This is a genomic window from Brevibacillus sp. AG162 (genome assembly GCF_006715575.1).
Taxonomy (GTDB): Bacteria; Bacillota; Bacilli; order Brevibacillales; family Brevibacillaceae; genus Brevibacillus; species Brevibacillus brevis.
Genome location: NZ_VFNO01000003.1, coordinates 743,398 through 764,791, shown reverse-complemented (window position 1 = coordinate 764,791; position 21,394 = coordinate 743,398). Strand labels below are relative to the sequence as shown.

The window sequence follows — 21,394 nt, the reverse complement described above, 5'->3', positions numbered from 1 at the left end:
GCCTATACCCCTCCTGCTGCCAGCGAGCTGTGCAACTCTGTGGCAAACCGTTTTTGATACAATCTGGTGTAAACGCCGCCTTGGTCAAGCAAATCGTAGTGTGTACCTCGCTCAACAATTTGTCCTTGCTCCAAAACAAGCACTTCATCCGCGTCTTTTATCGTAGACAGTCGATGAGCAATGACGAGGACGGTTCGATTTTTCATCACATTTTCCAGTGCTTCCTGGACCAAAGCTTCCGATTCTGTATCTAAGGCAGACGTTGGTTCATCCAGTAGCAGAATCGGGGCGTCCTTCAAAATCGCTCGGGCAATCGCGATGCGCTGTTTCTGTCCTCCAGATAATCGGGAGCCGCGTTCCCCCACTTTTGTTTGATATCCTTGCGGCAGCTCCATGATGAAGTCATGCGCATTGGCCGCTTTTGCCGCTGCGATGATCTCGTCTTGTGTCGCTTGAATGCGTCCATACGAGATATTTTCCGCAATGGACACGGGGAATAGCATCGTATCCTGAGAAACCATGGAAAGATAGCTCCGCATGTCCGTCATATTCCAGTCCGTCATGGAATGCCCGAAAACATTCAATCTTCCGTTGCCCGGTTCGATTCGATAAAACCCGCACAGCAATTTCATGATGGTGCTCTTTCCACTCCCGCTGGCACCTACCAACGCAACGGTCTTGTTCGGATGTAACGTAAAGCTTACGTTGTCAAGAATCCTTGCCTGATCGTAGGCAAACGAAACATTCTCAAACTGTACAGGAATCGCCTCTGGATCAACAGGAATGGCAGGCTGATCATTTTGTTCGACTGGCTGTGAAAAAATTTCTTGCAGCCGCTTTGCTGCACCTGATGTCTCCTGTACTTGGGCAAACAACACGGGGGCGAGTGAAAGTGGTTCGATTATAAAGTGAAGCAAATAGCTGAAAATGACCAAGCTGCCCAGATCCAATTCTCCCGCCTGAATCAAGTACCCACCATAAGCGACAAAAAACAGGATTGGGGAAGAAAACAATAATATCCCTGGCGCTGTCATCCACGCGCGTTTCTTCTCTGCCTGAAACGCATTTTTCAATACCTGCTTCATACCCGCATGGTATTTACGATACAGGACGCCTTCCAATTGGAAAGCTTTGACCATGTGAATCCCGGAAAGCGTATCCTGAGCGATGGCGTTCGTTTGACCCAGATGGTCCTGCATTTGCTCCGAATATTTTTGAAGCGGTCTGCTCATCCACCCTGTAATAGCGATGGCGACGGGAAGGATTGCGACGCTGAAGATGATTAACTTCCAATTGATCGTCAACAACAGTCCAAGAGCTCCGACAAAAACAACTGGCAGATAAAAAAGCTGAAAAAAATGCTTTTGCAAAAAGCTTTGCAAGATTTGGGCATCCGTTGTTAAGCGAGAAACGAGATCGCCGGAATGATATTTATCCATGGTAGACATGGGGACTTTTTCGAGATGGGAAGCCATGCTGTTTTTTAAATCTCTCATGGCTCTTGAACTGAATCTAGCTGCCGAATACGTGATGAAATATTTCGAGAGAAAACCGACGATGGTCAGACAAAAAATGATGAGGGCGATATTGACCAGCTTGTCGAAGTCGTTCGTATGCTCGACCATGGTTTTGATCAGGATTCCCATCCAAATGTCTGCCACAGCCACAAGAATCGAGGCAATGATACAGATCATGACCCAACCTCGATAAGGCTTTACATACGAGAGTACCCAGCCAAACACGGGCTCTTTCTTTCTGTGCTGAGCTTGCTTGGTAAAAATCATTTGCTGCTCCTCTCCAAGGATGTAGTGGATGAACTCCCCTTGGAAAACGTGTTCCCAAGGGGAATCATCACAAAGCCACGATCTTATTTCAGAATGAACAGCTCTTGCAGGATGTCTCGGAGGATGGAGGCATTCATCGACACGTAATTTCCTCCCAACATTCTGGAGTGGATTCCGTACCCTTCGTACGTCATCAGTCGTTTCGTAGCCTGTGCCCAAGCGGATTCATTCCATTTGACTGCAACCAGATCTTCCTCGCCCGATTCCAGCTCTGATTGAATGAGATGGATCGCTCCGTTCGTTGCACCCGTATTGATCAGTTGATTGTGGTACATCACGTAGCTGACTGTTTTTCGAATGAAGCTTTGCTTGACGAATTCATTGGCAGCGTACAAATTGAAGTCTTCTTGTGTCATGTTGAACATCTCGATGTTTTCTCCAATTTCGGCAAATAACTGGGCAATATCACTCTCTGTTTCCGCCAGAGTCCGCTCCATCACCTTGTCTTTCCAATACGAATCGAACAAGATGAGGTCAGTCACGACATAGCCTTGGTTCTCCAGTTCTTTTGCGACTTCAAAAGCCAGATTGCCTCCCGAAGAATATCCCATGAGTGTATAGGGTCCTTTTGGATCAATCGCGACGATGGCTTCCATGTACTGCTCAAGTCGATTGTCTTCTTGGATGAAATCAAAGCTATACAGGGAGACGCCCTTGATTTCATCAGCAAGCTTCTGGTAATAGACACTTTGGGCTCCAATCGGTGTAAAGCAGAATACCTTTCTCGCCGTCTCTTCATTTAAGAGAATGGCTCCCCCGGAGTTGCCCTCGAAGTTCTTGTGCGTGATGAAATCCGCTACCTTCTCAATGGTTGGATGCTGGAAGATGAGGTTCAACGGCAGTTCAATCTGCATGTACTCATACACCTTTGCAACCAGCAGCGTTGCTTTCAATGAGTGTCCGCCCAGTTCAAAGAAATGGTCCGTGATGCCGATCGGGTCTACCCCCAAAACTTCTTGCCAGATGGATGCCAATTGATGCTCGGTCGCAGTTCTTGGTGCCACGAACTCACGTGTGGTCGCATCCGATGGCTGTGGCTTCGGCAACGCTTTGCGATCCACTTTTCCATTGGCCGAGAGTGGAAGCTGATCCAACTGAACAAAATAGCTTGGAACCATGTAAGCAGGCAGTTCCTTCGCCAGATGCCTTCTCAGCTCGGAAACGGATACGTCTGCTGCTGTGACCAGATAGGCGCACAGATACTGTCCGGACGTTACGTCATCCTCTTGCACAACTACCACTGCTTGATCGATGCCATCGTAAGCGAGTATGGTGCTCTCGATTTCCCCGATCTCGATGCGGTACCCTCTCACCTTCACCTGTTCGTCAGCCCGACCGATGTAATCGATCGTGCCATCTGTCCGCCATTTCACCAAGTCACCCGTTTTATACATGCGCTCTCCTGGCACAAACGGATTCGGAACGAACTTTTCTTCTGTGAGCTCGGGTTTGTTCAAATAACCTCTTGCAAGTCCGGCTCCTCCGACGCATAGCTCTCCCACTACGCCGATCGGTTGCAAGTGATGTTGTGTATCGACGATGTAAACCTGTACATTGGCTAGCGGTCGCCCAATCGTGATGTCTTGCCCTACTTCGATCGTACGAGAAATGGTGGTGACGACGCTGTTTTCGGTCGGACCGTATTCATTGTTGATCTCGATTGCTGGATGCTTTTCTTTCGTTTTTTGTACAAGCTGCGCAGGTAGTTTCTCGCCTCCCAATGTTACGCAACGCAGAGGAGAGAAATCTGCAGCAGTTGAGCAATCCAGAATCGCTTGGAATAAACTCGGCACACCGTAATAATGTGTGACTCCCGCCTGGGCAATCAGCTTCTTCAGCGCTACCGGATCTTTGGCTTCTTCCTCTCTCGGCAAGACGCAAGAAGCACCTCCGAGAAGCGGAGCGAACAAGCTGGCTACAAAACCATCGAAGGCAAAGGAGAATACCTGCAACGCCTTGTCTCCCGGTCCGAATCCATATTCATCTCTTCTCCACTGCAAGCAATTGACGATTCCCTGATGTGGAATCATGACGCCCTTCGGCTTTCCGGTCGTACCCGATGTATAGATCACATAGGCGAGATCGGTCGGTTGATTGAGTGGTGCGAGATTGGAACCATCCATCTGGGCATCATGCTCTGCGTTCAGATCAAGCCAATCAATCCCGCTCGACACGCGAGACAATAGCTCTGACAGATGAGCTTGGCAGAGAAGCAGCGCAGCGTCGCTGTCCGCAAGCAAGTACTGAATGCGTTCTTGCGGATACGCCGGATCGATTGGAACATAAGCACCACCTGCCTTTAAAATACCAAGGATGCCAATGATCATCTCCGGTGAACGCTCCGCCATGACCGCTACGAGCCGATCAGTTCCGACTCCTTTGGTGCGCAGAACTCTTGCCAGTCTGTTGGCTCGCTCATTGAGCTCGCTGTACGTCAGTGACTGCCCGTTAAAGAGAATGGCTTCCTGATCCGGAGTCTTCGCAACTTGCTCTTCGAATAATTGATGCAACGTTTTGTCTTGTAAATATTTTACAGATGTACCATTGAAATTCTCGAAAACCTGCTGCTTCTCCTCCTTCGAGAGCATGTCGATCTCACTCAAGCGGATATGCGGATTTTGCACAACCATTTGTGCAATGGTCAGGAAGTGGTTGCTTAACCGTTCAATCGTTTCTCTCGTAAACAAGCTTGTGCTGTACTCCACACCAATGCTAATCTCTTCATGCTCTTCTGTGGCAATCAACGTCAAATCGAATTTGGAATGGTTGCCAGTCTGATCCGTCATGAAAGGAGCAAGTGTCAAGCCTTGCAGGTCGATGGACACGCCTGTGTTGTTCTGCACAGTAAACATGGTGTCGAAGAGCGGGTTTCTGCTTAAGTCTCGTGGAATGTCGAGCTTTTCCACCAGCTCCTCAAATGGATAATCCTGATGGGCGTAAGCGTCCAGTGCATTCTGCTTGACTTCCAGCAACAACTCGGTAAATGTTTTCGCAGCATGCGGCTTGTTTCTCATCGCCAATGTGTTCACAAACATACCGACAATTGGTTCCAGATCAGCATGGGATCTGCCTGTAATCGGTGTGCCGACAATGATGTCCTCTTGCCCGGAATACTTGGAAAGCAGAACATTGTACGTCGCGAGGAGCACCATGTACAGTGTCGTTCCGGTTTCTCGGGCCAGCTGGTTCAAGCCATCCATGAGCTGTTTACCAGTTCCGATGGTATACTGATCCCCTGCGAAATTTTGGATGCTTGGTCGGGTGAAATCCGTTTGCAGGTTTAGTACTGGAATTTCGTCTGCAAACACTTGAGCCCAGTACTGTTCTTGCTTGTTGAAGGCTTCGGATCGGAAAAGCTCCTGTTGCCATACGGAGAAGTCCTTGTACTGGATTCGCAGCTCTGGCAAAACATCCCCTTGGTACAACTTCACTAATTCAGACAGGAGAATGCCGGAGGATACACCGTCGGAAATGCTATGATGCATGTCGGTAAAGAGCACATGACGATCTTCTCCGATATGCAGAAGACGGACGCGAAGCAACGGCGCTACCCCCAGATCGAATGGTTGAACGAGGGTTGAAAGAACCTCTTGAGCCTGGTCTTCAGTGATCGTTGTATACGAAAGTTCAAAAGAAACTTCCTCGTGAATCTTCTGAACAGGTTCTCCATTTACAACGGCAAAAGACGTACGAAGACTCTCATGTCGCTCAATCAGCTGCTTGAACGCTGTCTCTAATCGTTCCGGTTCCAGCTTCCCTTCGATCAGCATGGTCGAAGGCATATTGTAGCTGATGCCGACTCCCTCGAATTGATGGAGAATATACATGCGCTTCTGAGCCGATGAAACAGGATAATACTCTTGCGCAGGTGCTGGTTGAATCGAAATGACGTGCCCTCTTGCTGTCTCTTCGATGTGTGCAGCCAATTGCTGAATCGTCGGTTTTTCAAACAAAATACGAAGCGGAATATCGACTTGATATTCGTTATGCATGCTCGAAATCACACTCATTGCACGCAGGGAGTGACCGCCAATTGCAAAGAAATCATCCAGAATCCCTACTTGCTCCATATTCAGCACTTGCTCCCATACGTGGGCCAATTGTGTTTCCAATTCCGTACGCGGTGCTACGTACTCCGTTGTTCTAAGCATGGATACATCTGGCGCAGGCAAGGAACGTCTGTCGATCTTCCCATTTGCTGTAAGCGGCAGCGCTTCAAGAGTTACGAAATACGATGGAATCATCGCTTGAGGCAATTCTTTTAGCAATTCCTGACGTAATTGTGCTGTGTCGATCTCGTCGTCTGCCACCATGTACGCGCATAAATACTTTTCTTGTCTGTGATCCTCTCTTGCGATGACAACTGCTTCCAAAATTCCGTCCAGCTTGCGTAGCTGTGTCTCGATTTCGCCCAGCTCGATACGGACACCCCTGATTTTCACTTGATGATCGTTACGCCCCAGGAATTCCACATTGCCATCCGCACGCCACTTCGCCAAATCACCCGTACGATACAACAGCTCACCTGGCGCGAATGGATTCGGTACGAACTTTTCCAGTGTCAACTCGGGTCTGTTCAAATATCCGCGAGCGACCCCTGCTCCACCGATGCACAACTCACCCACGACTCCAACAGGTTGAAGGTTCAATTGTTGATCCATCACATACATCTGCATGTTCGGCAGCGGTTTTCCGATCGGTACCGTTCCCGAGCGGATGGATGCGACATCCGTTTCTTCATAATAGCTGGAATCAATGCACGCCTCTGTTACCCCATAGCTGTTGATAATGCGCAGCGTATGGCTGAATCGGCTCAGCAAGGTCTTGAAGTCTTCTGCTGGGCAACTGTCTGCTCCGAGAATCAGGAGCTTCATCTGACTGATATCTAGCTTGTTTTCGTAAATGTAATGCATCAACGGCATGATCAAAGCTGGTGTCGCTTCGAAAATCGTGATTTCATACCGCTTGATGATTTCGTACAAGGAAGCCGGGTCCATTTTGACCTCATTCGGGCAAATGATCAGCTGCCCTCCTGTAAGCAATGCTCTGGCAAAGTCGCCAGTCGATACGTCGAAGGCGAAGCTCGCCATTTGCAGCAAGCGAACCGGGAAGGTATCCAGGTGATACTCATCCTGCCAGGCAAACGCGACATTCGCATAGCTCCGGTGCTCGATCACGACCCCTTTTGGCTTGCCAGTCGTACCGGAAGTATAAATGATGTAAGCGGCGTGTTCCGGCAGTGCCACAGGCTCCAGATTGCTCGCTTCTCCCTGATACAGCCCCTCTGCATCCAGATAGAGAGTTTCGTGAGGGAATACAAGCTGTGTATTCATCTTTTGCAAGGTAAGCAGCAGCTTCGCATCGCTATCTTCCAAAATGAATGCTTGACGCTCCAACGGATAGTCTGGATCAATCGGGACGTAGGCGCCACCAGCTTTCAAAATACCGAGTGTCCCTACCACCATGTGCAAGGAGCGGTCTACCATGATGCCGACAGTGCTCTCTGGATTGACTCCCATTTGGCGCAAAACACGTGCGAGCTGATTCGCTTTTTCATTTAATTCCCGATACGTTAGCTGTTCATCCTCGAAGATTACGGCTACCTGATTCGGCGTTTTTTCGACCTGCTCTTCGAATAGCTCCTGGAACGTTTTATTCGTTGGATAAGCGGCTTTTGTTGCATTGAAATCATGCAGCATTTGCTCCCTCTCATCTTTTGACAAAACACTGATCTCTGCCAGCTTGCTATCTGGATTGGCTATGATCGTCTTTAAAAGATTGACGTAATGAGTTGCCATGCGATCGATCGATTCTTTTGCAAACAACTTCGTGCAATAGTTGAATTGCACGAGAAGCTCATCTTGTTGTTCCATCGCATCCAGAGCGAGATCGAATTTCGCGATCTTGCCATCTACCGGATAAGCGGACATGTTGAGACCTGCAATTTCTAATGCAGATGAGTCCGCTAGCCCCAGACTGAACATCGTATCGAACAGCGGATTTCGGCTTAAATCGCGCCGCACTTGCAGCTTATCTACGAGATGTTCAAACGGATAATCCTGATGTTCAAATGCATGCAGCGCATTTTGTTTCACGTCACCCAAAAACTCGCGGAAGGTCAGATTGCCTCCTGCCACATTTTTCAAAGCAAGCGTGTTGACGAACATGCCGACGATTCGTTCCACATCTGCGTGGGATCGACCTGCAATCGGTGTGCCGACTACGATTTCTTCCTGTCCTGCGTATTTGGACAGCAGCACATTGTAGGCTGCCAAAAGCACCATGAACAGCGTTGAGCCTGTATTTGCAGCGAGTTGCCGCAACTCCGCAAGCAAGTGATTTCCTGTACCGATCGCTACGGTGTCGCCTTCGAAGCTTTGAACAGTAGGTCTTGGGAAATCATTTGGCAGGTTGAGTAACGGGATCTCTCCTGCAAAGACATTCGCCCAATAATCCTCCTGTTTTTGGAAACGCTCAGACTGGGATAGCTTTGTTTGCCAAGCAGCAAAATCTTTGTACTGGATGCGCATGTCAGGGAGCTGCTTTTCTTCGTACAAGCTCGCAAACTCCTTGGCGATGACTGCAAGCGATACACCATCGGAGATAATGTGGTGCATATCCATGAAGAACAAGTATCGTTCTGCTCCCAGCTTGATCAATTCAACCCGGAACAGCGGAGCCACCTCGAGATCAAACGGCTGGACCAACTCCTGAATGCGATGCTCTACCTGGTCTTCTGTCGCCTCAGAAATACCAATGAACAGCGCGACATCTTCATGGACTCGTTGCACGGGTTCCCCGTTTATCGAATGAAAGGATGTTCGCAAGGATTCATGTCGTTTTACCAGTGTTTGGATCGCATGTTCAAAGCGCTCGTAATCCAGATGGCCTTCTATTATCAGCACATTTGGCACGTTGTAGCTGATCCCGCTTCCTTCAAACTCATGCAGGATGTACATTCTTTTTTGTGCGAACGAGACTGGATAAAAGTCAGCTTGCTCTACTGGTTGAATGGTCTCGAACTGTTCAATCTCACTCGCAGTGATATAGGCAGCCAGCTCATGGACCGTAGGAGATTCAAACAGCGCTTTTAGCGGAAGCTCTACCTGAAATGCTTTATGCACCTGCGTGATTACATTCATGGCCTTCAGGGAATGGCCACCCAGTTCGAAGAAGTTGTCGTGAATGCCTATCGCATGAGTACCCAATACCCCTTGCCAAATTTCAGCCAGCTTCTGCTCAGTCGTGTTTTGCGGGGCGACATATGTGGAGCTTTGTACCCGATCTCCAGATGGTTCAGGCAAAGCTCTACGATTGACCTTCCCGTTTGCAGTCAAAGGCAGTTTATCCATTTGGACATAGAAGGCTGGAACCATGTAGCTAGGCAATTTTTTGGAAATAGCCTCTCTCAGCTCTGCCACGTCGAGTTCCGTTTCTGGAACAAAATAAGCGCAAAGAGATTTTTGGCCGTTCGTATCATCCATCACCGTTACGACAGCTTCTTTTACCTTTTCCTGATTGGTCAGAACGGTCTCGATTTCCCCAAGCTCGATCCGATAGCCTCTGATCTTTACCTGTTGGTCGATACGCCCCAAATACTCAATCGTTCCATCCGCCTTCCATCGCGCCAAATCCCCTGTGCGGTACATGTTTTCACCAGAAACAAATGGATTCGAAACAAACTTCTCGGCGGTCAATTCCGGCTTGTTCAAATAGCCTCTGGCTACTCCATCTCCACCTACGCACAGTTCACCCGGCACCCCAATAGGCTGCGGCTGATTGTAGCGATCCACGATATAAGCAGTGGAGTTCGTGATCGGCTTTCCAATCGGAATATTGTCTTCGAATTCCTTCTCAATCAGATAGCACGTAGAGAAAGTTGTGTTCTCTGTCGGGCCGTATCCGTTCCAAATCTCCAGAGCGGGATGGGCGCTGTTAACTTTGTTGATGTGTCTCGGAGACAGTGCTTCGCCACCGACAATTAACGCCCGCAAGCCTTCAAACATCGCCGGGTTGTCTTGCGAAAGCTGGTTAAACAGTGGTGAAGTTAACCACATCGTTGTAATCCGATTCTCCCGCAGGAAGCTGCCCAGCTTCTCCGCATCCAACAGAACATCCTTGGTCACCAGGAACAAACTAGCACCATGCAACAGAGCTCCGAAAATCTCAAATGTCATGGCATCGAAGCCAATAGCACCCGTTTGAATCATGCGATCTTCTTCGCGTACCTGAACGTAATTCGTATTTTTCACCAATCGGGTGACATTGCGATGCTCGACCATGACTCCTTTAGGTTTGCCTGTTGAACCCGACGTGTACATTACATAGGCCAAGTCCTTGGCGTCATTGAGGTTGGTCAAATTGCTGGCATCTTCTTTCTCTAGACTCTCGTCTTCCAAAACGATTGGAATGAAACCTTCGTCAACAAGATGCAGCAAATGTCTTTGGACAAGAACAACCTTCACGCCGCCATCTTCAAGCATGTAAGAGATGCGATCAGCTGGATGCTCAGGATCAATCCCCAGATAGGCGCCTCCCGCTTTGATGATCCCCATAATGCCTGTGATCATCTCGAGTGAACGATCTGCCAACAAACCTACAACGCTGTCTCTTCCTATTTCCAATCGGCGAAGGGCACTTGCGATCTGATTCGCCTTTTGGTTCAGCTCCCGATACGTTAGCATCTGCGCGTTCATCACAACTGCAGTATGCTCGGGCGTTCTTTCCACTTGCTCCTCGAACAGCTCCTGAATCGTGCTTTCGCGTGGATACGCGGCAAACGTGTTGTTGAATGCAACAGTTACAAGGTGTTTTTCTTCCTCACCGAGCAAGTTGATTTCACGCAACGCCACTGTTTGGTCTGCAATGACTCCTCGCAGCACCTGGAGGAAATGACCTGCCATTCTTTCCATCGTGTCTCTTTGGAACAATTTCGAGGAGTACACGAGACCAAAATGAATTCCTGTCTCATCCTCATGCGCTTCCAGTGTGAGATCGAATTTGGCGTTGCCCTGCTGCCCATCTCCGGAGTAAGCTTCAAATTTCAGCCCATCCAGCTCATAAGCTTTTTTGTCCAGGTTTTGCAAAATAAACATGGTGTCAAACAGCGGGTTTCTGCTGAGATCCCTCTGGATTTCCAGTTTTTCGACCAGCGCTTCAAACGGATAATCCTGGTGGGCGTATGCTTGCAGCGTATTCTGTTTGACATCTTCCAAAAATGCCTGAAACGATTTCGTTCCGTCCGGGTAGTTTCGCAAAGCCAGTGTATTGACAAACATCCCCAAGACTTTTTCTACATCCGCATGAGATCTGCCAGCAATCGGCGTTCCCACTACGATGTCTTCTTGGCCGCTGTATTTGGAAAGGAGCACATTGTAAGCCGCCAGCAAGACCATAAACAGCGTGGTGTGGTTCTCATGGGCGAGCTTGTATAAATCGTCCATCAACGTTTTGTCTGTCTGGAACGTAATGCAATCTCCCTCAAAGCTTTGAACCAGCGGGCGAGAATAATCGGCGGGCAGATTCAGTACCGGAATGTCACCCGCGAAGGACTTCAACCAGTAGTTCTCGTGCTTTGTATAGATGTCTGTTTGGAACAGATCCGTCTGCCAGACAGCAAAATCTTTGTATTGAACAGCCAGCTCTGGCAAAGATTCGTTTCGATACAGCTTCGAGAATTCATCCATGATGATTCCGACAGAGACGCCATCCGAAATGATGTGATGCATATCCATCAGGAAGAGATGTCGCTTCTCTCCCAATCTGAAGAGTCCGACCCTCAACAACGGAGCCTTCTCCAGATCAAATGCTTGCACAAATGATTCGATGGTTTGCTCGACTTGGTCTTCCGTCAAATCCTCATAGCGCACATCCAGTTCGACTGCCTCATGTACACGTTGAACAGGCTCGCCATTCACTGTGTGGAAGGATGTCCGCAACGATTCGTGTCGCTTGACAAGCCCTTCCATCGCGGTTTCAAATCGTGCACGATCCAGATCGCCTTCAATATACATCACGCTTGGCATGTTATAGACTGTGCCAGTGCCTTCAAACTGTCGCAGGACAAACATCCTCTTTTGTGCAGAGGAAACGGGATAATACGCTTGCCGCGGTACAGGCTGAATCGGTACATGTGTGTCTTTTCCACTTGTTTCAATATACTGTGCCACTGCCTGGATGGTAGGTGTCGCAAAGAGTACTCTGAGTGGAAGCTCGACTTGATACTCCCGATGAATCTGTGCGGCAAGCGACATGGCTTTCAAGGAATGCCCGCCTAGCTGGAAGAAGTTGTCGAGAACACCAATGTCGTTTACCCCAAGCACACGTTCCCAAATCTCTGCCAGCCTGCTTTCCACAGGACTTGCTGGCGCCACATATTCTGCTCCCGTTACAGGTCTGCCTTCTGGTTTCGGCAAGGCTTTCCTGTCGATCTTTCCATTAGGCGTAAGCGGGAGATGATCGAGCTGGACCAAGTAAGCAGGAATCATGTAAGACGGCAAGGATTGCGACAGATACGCCCACAGATTCGAGACTTCAAGCTTTTCTTCCGCCGTGTAATAAGCAGCAAGCGACGATTGGCCCTGTTGGTCTTCATGGACAATCACGACAGCCGAAGTCACCTTTTCAACGGAGAGCATAACCGACTCAATCTCGCCGATTTCAATCCGATATCCCCTTACTTTTACCTGTTCATCCAAGCGACCGACAAATTCAATCGTTCCGCCAGGGAGCCACTTTCCTAGATCACCCGTTTTGTACATGCGCTCGCCTTCCAAATACGGATGAGAAACAAACTTCTCTGCTGTGAGTTCCGGCTTGTTCCAATATCCACGTGCCAAACCGTGACCACCGATGCAAATTTCCCCGACGACGCCGATTGGCTGTAGCTGATGGAATTTGTCCACGATATAGATGCTGGTATTGGCAATGGGACGTCCGATCGTTATCACAGAATCCAGTTGCGAAATTCGCTGCCAGGTGGCGACGACACTGCTTTCTGTCGGACCGTATTCATTGACGATAACCAGTTGCGGATTGTGCTGATTGCTCTTCTCAACGAGCTGCGCAGATACTTTTTCGCCCCCTAGTGTGACGGTTTGCAGGGAGCTGATATCCGCAGCAGAACCGCATTCCAATATCGCTTGGAACAAACTTGGCACGCATGTCATTTGAGTGCATCTCGCAGCTGCTATAAGTTTTCTGAGAGATACAGGGTCTTTGGCTTCTTCATCCTCCGCCATAACAACGGTTGAACCGGAAAGGATCGGCGTAAAGAAGGAAAGAACAAAGCCATCAAACGCAAAGGATAGGGGCACCAGACTTCTATCATGGACGCTAAACTGATACTCCTCTTTCTTCCACAACACGCTGTTGACAATGCCACGATGCTCGATCATTACTCCTTTTGGCTTGCCTGTTGTCCCCGATGTATAGATGACATAAGCCAAATCGGAAGCGGTTTGAATCGGCTCGAGATTCGAACGGTTGGAAGAATAGTTCTTCTCCTCCTCCAGATACAGGCATTCCACGCTCACACTAGAAGCCAGCTTAGCGCCAAGATGTTTTTGGGTAAGCACCAGACGGGCTTCGCAATCCTCCAGCATGTAGGCCACACGATCTTCCGGATATTCGGGATCGATAGGCACGTAGGCTCCACCTGCTTTCAAAATGGCCATGATTCCCACAGCCATTTCCACAGAACGGTTTGCCATGATTCCTACGAATTGGTTAGCCTTTACTCCCCGTTCACGCAAGGTAGCGGCAAGCTGGTTTGCTCGCTCATTCAGTTCGTGATAGGACATCTGCTTGTCGCCGATTTCAACCGCAGCAGCCTGTGGTGTTTTTTCCACTTGCTCCTCAAACAGCTCATGTAATGTCTTGTTCTGCGGATATTCCGTATGCGTTTGGTTGAATTCTACTATCAAGCGATGCTTTTCTTCATCGGAAAGCATCGTAATTTCGGACAAGGTAATGGCTTGTTGCTCAATAACGGCATGAAGGATATGGATGAAATGTGCCGCTATTTTTTCAATCGTCTCTCTTGTAAACAATTTGGTGCAGTAATCAAGGCTAAAGATGATCTCCTCATCTTCTTCGTACGCCTCTAATGCCAGATCAAACTTGGCCTGATTCACGTCTGCCATATAGGGTGTAAACGTCAGTTGCTCCATTTCGAACGGCTTCTGATCCATATTTTGCAAGATAAATACGGTGTCAAACAAAGGATTGCGGCTCAGATCCCGTTGAATGTTCAGCTTATCGATCAGCTCATCCAGTGGATAATCCTGATTCTCAAAGGCTTTCAGCGTATTGTTTTTCACTTCTGCCAAAAAGCTGAGGAAGGTCTTATCCCCCACAGGCTTGTTTCGCAATGCCAGTGTATTGACAAACATACCGATGATCGAATCCGTTTCTGCATGGGACCTGCCAGCAGTAGGCGCACCAACAATAATGTCCTCTTGTCCAGAGTATTTGGAGAGAAGTACATTGTAGGCAGCCAGCAGAACCATGTAGAGCGTAGCTCCAGTACCATGAGCAAGTCGATTCAATTCTTTTTTCAAAAGGGCCCCGGAGCTGAAAACAAATCGCTCACCCTCGAAGCTTTTCACAGAAGGTCTCGGATAATCCGTTGCTAGATTCAGTACAGGAATTTCTCCCGTAAAGGTATCGATCCAAGAGGCTTCCTGAGCAGCGAACTCTTCCGTCTCGAACCACTGATTCTGCCAATGGGCAAAGTCCTTGTACTGAATGCTCAGTTCAGGCAGCTCTTCCCCGTGGTAAAGCTGAGCAAGCTCTTGAACAAGAATGCCAATCGATACACCATCCACGACAATATGGTGGAAATCCAGCATGAAAAGATGGCGTTCCGGAGCCACTTTGACCAGTCCAGCGCGCATCAGTGGAGCTTTTTCCAAATCGAACGGTTGAATAAATTGCTCGACGATTTGTTTTAGCTCTCCCTCTGTTGACTCCATAAACGAGATTTCCAGCTCGACATTTTCATGTACACGCTGAACAGTCTCTCCTTTCATGGAGTGGAACGAGGTACGCAGAGATTCATGGCGTTTCACCAGACTCTTGAGCGCTTGCTGCAAACGCTCTGTATCCAGCTTGCCATCGATGTACAGAATGCCCGGCATGTTGTAGCTGATGCCTGCACCTTCCATTTGTCGGAGAAGAAACATTCTCTTTTGTGCAGAAGAGACCGAGTAATACTCCTGCTTTTGGACAGGTTCAATCGTCGTATACTTGCCTTTGCCAGCAGTAGCGATATATGCTGACAAGTCAGCAATCGTAGGCAATTCAAACAGTGTTTTCAACGGCACATCTACATGAAGGGTCCGATGGATCAAAGAGATAACGTTCATCGCCTTCAAAGAGTGTCCGCCCAACTCGAAGAAATGATCGTGTACCCCGATTGGGTTCACCCCAAGTACACTTTGCCAAATGTCTGCGAGCATGGCTTCCACTTCATTGCGCGGCGCTACATACACGGTTTCAGATGAGGATGTTCCCTCAGGCTGAGGCAATGCTTTGCGATCTACCTTGCCATTTGCCGTGAGCGGCAGCTGCTCCAAATAAACAAAATAAGAAGGAACCATATAAGATGGCAAATGGGAAGCCATGTAAGCTCTCAGGTCGGCCGTGTTGATTTCCTGTTCGGAAACGATATAGGCGTACAAGTTGCTTTGCCCTTTTTCATCTGGACGGGCAAGGACAATGGCCGTTTTTATCCATTCATGCTGCAAAAGTTTTGCTTCGATCTCACCCAGTTCGATCCGGTGGCCTCTGATTTTGACCTGATGGTCGATGCGTCCGAGATATTCCACGTTGCCGCAGGCTAGATACCTTACCATGTCTCCAGTACGGTACATCCTGCTACCCGGTTCAAACGGATTGTCAATGAAGCTGGCAGTTGTCAGTTCTTCACGATTCCAGTAGCCGCGGGCCAAACCATCGCCAGCAATGCACAGTTCTCCTGCAACTCCTACAGGCTGGAGCTGGTTGCTCGCATTTACGACGTACAAACGGACGTTATCAATCGGTTTGCCAATGGGAATCACGCCATACACCGGCAAACGAGGGCAAACCCAGTATGTCGCATCAATCGTGGATTCTGTAGGGCCATAGAGGTTAATCAACTGCGCCGTTTGCGTCTGGTAAAAGCGCGAAACAAGTGCAGGTGCCAATGCTTCTCCACCGCAGAGAACGCGTTGCAAGCTCGTGCAAGAGCTCCATCCCGGTTCTGTCATGATCAGGTCCAGCAAGGAAGGAACCATCTGTAAAGTCGTGATCTTCTCTTCTCTGATCATGCGAGTCATGTACTCGATGTCGCGATGTCCGTCTGGCTTTGCCAGTACCAGGCGTCCCCCCGTGATCAGCGGCAAATAAAATTCCCATACGGAAGCATCGAAAGAAAAAGGCGTTTTTTGCAAGACAGCATCCTCTGTAGTCAGTGGGAAGGCATTCTTCATCCAGAGCATGTGATTGCAGATCGCTTGATGCGCGATCATAACCCCTTTGGGATTTCCGGTCGAACCAGATGTATAGATGACATAGGCCAAGTCATCCCTGCGAGAGACATTGTCAAGATTGGTGTCGTCACCTGCATAAATCGCTTCATCATCTACGTCAATGATTTCTCCTGCATACTCTACTGTCTCTTTCAAATGACGCTGTGTCAGTAGAATCGGAGCTTTGCTGTCGCTGAGCATGTATTGGATTCTTTCTGGCGGGTAGGTAGGATCAATTGGCGTATACGCACCACCTGCTTTTAACACGGCCAACATGCTCACGACCATCCCAATGGAACGGTCTACCATAATTCCGATCAACGTATCTGGTTGCGTTCCTTTGCTCCTCAGCAAACGAGCTGCTTGATTCGCACGGGCGTTCAACTGGCGATAGGTCAAGGTGTATCCGTCATAGGCTACAGCTACTTGATCTGGCGTAAGCGCTACTTGCTCTTCAAACAATTGATGCAAAACCTGATCAGCGGAACGTTCGACAAAAGTATCGTTGACATTCAGGATGAGAGTACGTTTTTCTGCTTCTGTCATCATGTCGATTTCTGCTAACTTGGCATTCGGCTGTGCAGGAATGGTACGCAGGATTTCCAGATAATGATGGGCCATTCTTTGGATGGTTTCTTTCCTGAATAGCTTCGTTCCAAATACGAATTGGAATTGAATGTCGGATTGCGATTCACTCGCATTCAAAGCAAGATCGAACTTTGAAATTTTGTTAAACAACTCATACGGAGCTGCTGTAAGCTGCTCGATTTCCAGCGACTGCTGATTGGCATTTTCCAAAGAAAACATGGTGTCAAACAAAGGATTTCGGCTAATGTCACGTTGAATCGCCAGCTTTTCAACCAGCTCTTCAAATGGATAATCCTGATTGTCATAGGCCGCCAGCGCATTTTGTTTCACTTCTTGCAAGAATTGGGTAAAGGTTTTGTCGCTCGCAGGCTGATTTCTCATCGCCAACGTATTCACAAAGATCCCCATGACGTTTTCCACGTCGGCATGGGAACGACCAGCGACAGGCGTACCCACGATGATATCCTCCTGGCCGGAATACTTGGACAGGAGTACATGGTAGGCCGCGAGCAAGACCATATACAGGGTTGTTCCCGTATCAGCTGCTACCTTGCGCAAACGCTCGGTCAATTCTTTTCCTGTGTCAAAAAGAACAAGATCCCCTTCAAAGCTTTGAATAGTTGGACGCGGATAATCAGTCGGCAGATTGAGCAAAGGAATTTCATCCGCAAACGTATTCAACCAATGTAGCTCCTGCTTCTTGTACACGTCCGTCTGGAACAGCTCATTTTGCCACGCAGCGAAATCCTTGTACTGGAGAGGTAGAGGCTGCAAGGCTTCCCCTTGATACAACTTGGCAAATTCACTCAGCAAAATTTGGGACGAAACACCGTCCGAGATGATATGGTGCATGTCGAGCAGGAACAAATGACGGTCTTTGCCCAACTGGACCAAGCCTGTTCGAATCAACGGAGCGATTCCGAGGTCAAAAGGACGGACAAAATCACGCATGATCTGCTCCGCTTTGTCTTCCGTAGACTCCAGCATCAGGATGGGTACTTCTACCTCATCATGCACTTTCTGTACAGGCTCACCATCGATCCTGTGGAAGGAGGTGCGCAAGGCTTCGTGGCGTTCCGCCAGTCGTTGGACCGTGCTCGCAAAACGATTGTAATCCAGCTTTCCTTCCAGCAGCATTGCACCCGAAATGTTATAGCTGATTCCGCTTCCTTCAAATTGCTGAAGAATATACATTCTTTTTTGAGCAGAAGATACGGGATAAAATTCTTTTACCTCAACCGGTTGAATGGCTGTGTACTTGCTTTTCCCTGATCTCGAGATAAAAGCAGCGAGCTGGGATACGGTCGGATTCTCGAACAGTGCCTTTACTGGCAAATCCACTTCCAACACTTTAGAAACTTGAAAGATGACTGTCATAGCCTTCAGTGAATGTCCGCCCAAATCAAAGAAATGATCGTGAACGCCTACACGGCTAACCCCCAGGACTTGCTGCCAAATCTCAGCCAATTTTGTTTCCGTTTCATTCTGAGGAGCGGCGTACGCTGTTCCCGTTACAACTGCACCGTCAGGCTTCGGCAATTTCTTCCGCTCTACTTTTCCATTGGCTGTCAGCGGAATTTTCTCCAAACGGACAAAGAAGGACGGGATCATGTAGGAAGGAAGTGTACTTCCCAGATGCTCTCTCAGTTCCGATACGGTCAACTCCTGCTCGGAAACAATGTAGGCATAGAGCACATTTTGACCACTGTCATCCTTTTCAGCGATGACGACGGCTTCCTTGATCCATTCATGCTGCGTCAAACGCGTCTCAATTTCGCCCATCTCAATCCGATGCCCGCGAATTTTGACTTGATGGTCGATTCTTCCCAAGTATTCCATATTGCCGTCGGGCAGCCATTTTGCAAGATCGCCAGTTCGATACATTTTGGTCCCCGGGCGAAACGGATTATCGATGAACTTTTCCTGGGTCAGCTCTGGTCTTTTGAAATATCCTTTGGCTACGCCATCTCCAGATATATACATTTCACCAATGGAGCCGACGGGTATCGGCTGCATGGAGGAATCGAGCAAATAAAGCTGGACGTTGTCTGCGGGGACTCCGATTGGAACCGATTCTTGGATGGTTTTTTTAGGGTCATACAAATAAATCATGCAGCCCACAACCGTTTCGGTAGGTCCATACTCATTGAAAATCTTGACATTCTGTCCAAAGTTCTCATAGATTCTCTTCGCCAATTGGGTTGGCAAGTTCTCACCACCGACAATAAACCGTCGGATGCTGCTGTTTGTTCCATCTATTTCTTCAATCAGCTTCAAATGTGTTGGCGTCAGCTTGATGATGCCCACTTGATTATCTTGGATGATGTCTAAAATGACCTGTACCTTATCTGCTCCTCTGTAGACATAGATCGTATTGCCTGACAGAAGCGGCGTGAAGATCGAGGTGACAGTCAAATCAAACGAAATGGAAGAGTATAGCGGAAAGTCTACAGCTTCCCCTTGGACATACTCCTTGTTGGCCCACCAAATGTAATTGACTAGACCTTGGTGGGTAATCATCGCGCCTTTTGGATTCCCCGTGGACCCGGAAGTATAGATCATGTACGCCAAATCGTCCGGTGTGCATGCAGTGTCTAGATCCGTACTGTCTCCTTCAAACAAGGAAAGATTGTCTAGGTAGAGGATGTCGCCTTCAAACTCGACTTTTTCCTGAAGATGGGATTGCGTCAAGAGAATCGTCGTCTGACTGTCATCCAGTAAATACTGAATTCTCTCTATCGGATACTCAGGATCAATCGGCAAATAGGCGCCGCCTGATTTTAGAACTGCCATCATAGCCACGATCAGCTCGAGTGAATGCTCCGCCATTATGGAGACGATACTGCCTTGGGTAATTCCTTTCCCACGCAGAGCTCTGGCCAACTGGTTGGAACGCTCCTGAAGCTCCTGGTAAGTAAGGCGATCTTCCCCGCAAACAACCGCAACTTTCGAAGGCGTCTGTCTTGCTTGCTCCGCGATCAGCTCAAAAATCATTTTGTCCCGCGGATATTCAGCTGCTGTGTCGTTATAAGCTACCAGCAATTGCTGTTTTTCCTCATCCGTGATGATCCCGATATCTTGAAGCAGCACATCAGGGTTGCGAATGACTTGCTCGATGACGGTTTTCAAATGGCCTTCCACTCTGTCTACGAATGCCTGCTCATAAACCGCTGCATTATAGCTCAACTTCACATACATTTCGTTCCAAGGTGCGATAGCTACTACTACGTTAAAATCATAGGAGGTCTGCTCTTCTCCGTTTTCAACGGTGAACTGAAAACCTAGTGAATCCTCCATGTGCTTTAAGGAATTATCCGGGTAGTTTTCAAACGTCACCAAATGATCAATCAATTCCTGCTTCAGTTGTGTTTTACTCTGAATCTCATAAAGAGGGGCGAAATCATAGGCGGCAGACGACAAGGCCTGCTTCTGAACAGTCTTAAGCAGCTCGCTGAACGATTGCTGTCTGTTCGTTTGGATTCGGGTTGGAATCGTATTAATGAACAAGCCAACCATACTCTCAATGCCTTGGATCTGGGGAGGACGACCGGATACAACAGAACCGAATACAATATCGTCCGAATTTTTGTACTTGCTCGCCAAAATGCCCCAGAGGGATTGAACCACACTGCTCATAGTGGCCTGATTCTGATTGGCAATTTGCATCAATTGCTGCGTCTTCTCAGGGGATATGGTGAAATGAGAATCGATATGCAGATAAGTGCCATCCTCCGCCACATGCTTCTTCTTGGGGAAATCAGCCTGATGGTCAAAGCCTTCCAGGTAATTTTGCCAGTAAGCGAGCGCCTCCTCTTTGTTTTGCTTATCCAGCCATTTGATGTATTCGCTATATGGTTTGGTTGCTTCCTGTGGAATAGGCTCACCTTTGTAAAGGGCCGCGTAATACGAGAGCAGTTTATTGAGCAATACCCCCAATGTCCAACCGTCTACGATGATATGATGGAACGCCCAAACGAATTGAAACTTGTTCTCCTCTGTTTGGAAAATCGCTGCTTTCATCAAGCTATCTTTTGTCAGGTCAAACGTATGATGCTGACGCGTATACGCTTTTATGTAATCGTTCAGATCATTTACAGGCAAATGAGCAATGTTTTCGAAATGCACAACTGCTTTTTTCTCTTTAAAAACAACCTGTCTGGGTCGCTGCAGGTTTTGATACACAAACACCGTTCGCAATACCTCGTAGTTTTCTACAAGCTTGTTTATGCTCTCTTCAAACGTAGGCAGATGAAAATTGCCTTGGATCGTTGCGGACATCTGGAGGCAGTAGGCACTGCTCTCTGAATCTTTGACAGCATGAAACAGCATACCCTCTTGCAATGGAGTTAACGGATAAATTTTTGCGATATTTTCCTGCTTTTTCATTACGCACCTCAACTCTGTTATTGATAGATTCAAAGAGGGTTCCTCCAATAAAAACTCCTCTTG

2 protein-coding genes are annotated in these 21,394 nt (G+C 48.2%); both read right to left on the bottom strand.

Annotated elements, in window-relative coordinates; genetic code table 11:
- Positions 1-2: 2 nt before the first annotated feature.
- Complete coding sequence (locus FB479_RS13425; RefSeq protein ID WP_142065594.1) at positions 3-1,784, bottom strand: ABC transporter ATP-binding protein; 1,782 nt, start codon at positions 1,782-1,784, stop codon at positions 3-5.
- Between the two features lie 83 nt (positions 1,785-1,867).
- On the bottom strand, positions 1,868-21,352 hold the full coding sequence (tycC, locus tag FB479_RS13420) for a tyrocidine non-ribosomal peptide synthetase TycC (protein WP_255438394.1): 19,485 nt from the start codon (positions 21,350-21,352) through the stop codon (positions 1,868-1,870).
- Between the last annotated feature and the right edge of the window lie 42 nt (positions 21,353-21,394).

Bases quoted from the DNA above. Each gene is read 5' to 3' on its own strand.
- FB479_RS13425 (WP_142065594.1), bottom strand. From the start codon at position 1,784: ATGATTTTTACCAAGCAAGCTCAGCACAGAAAGAAAGAGCCCGTGTTT.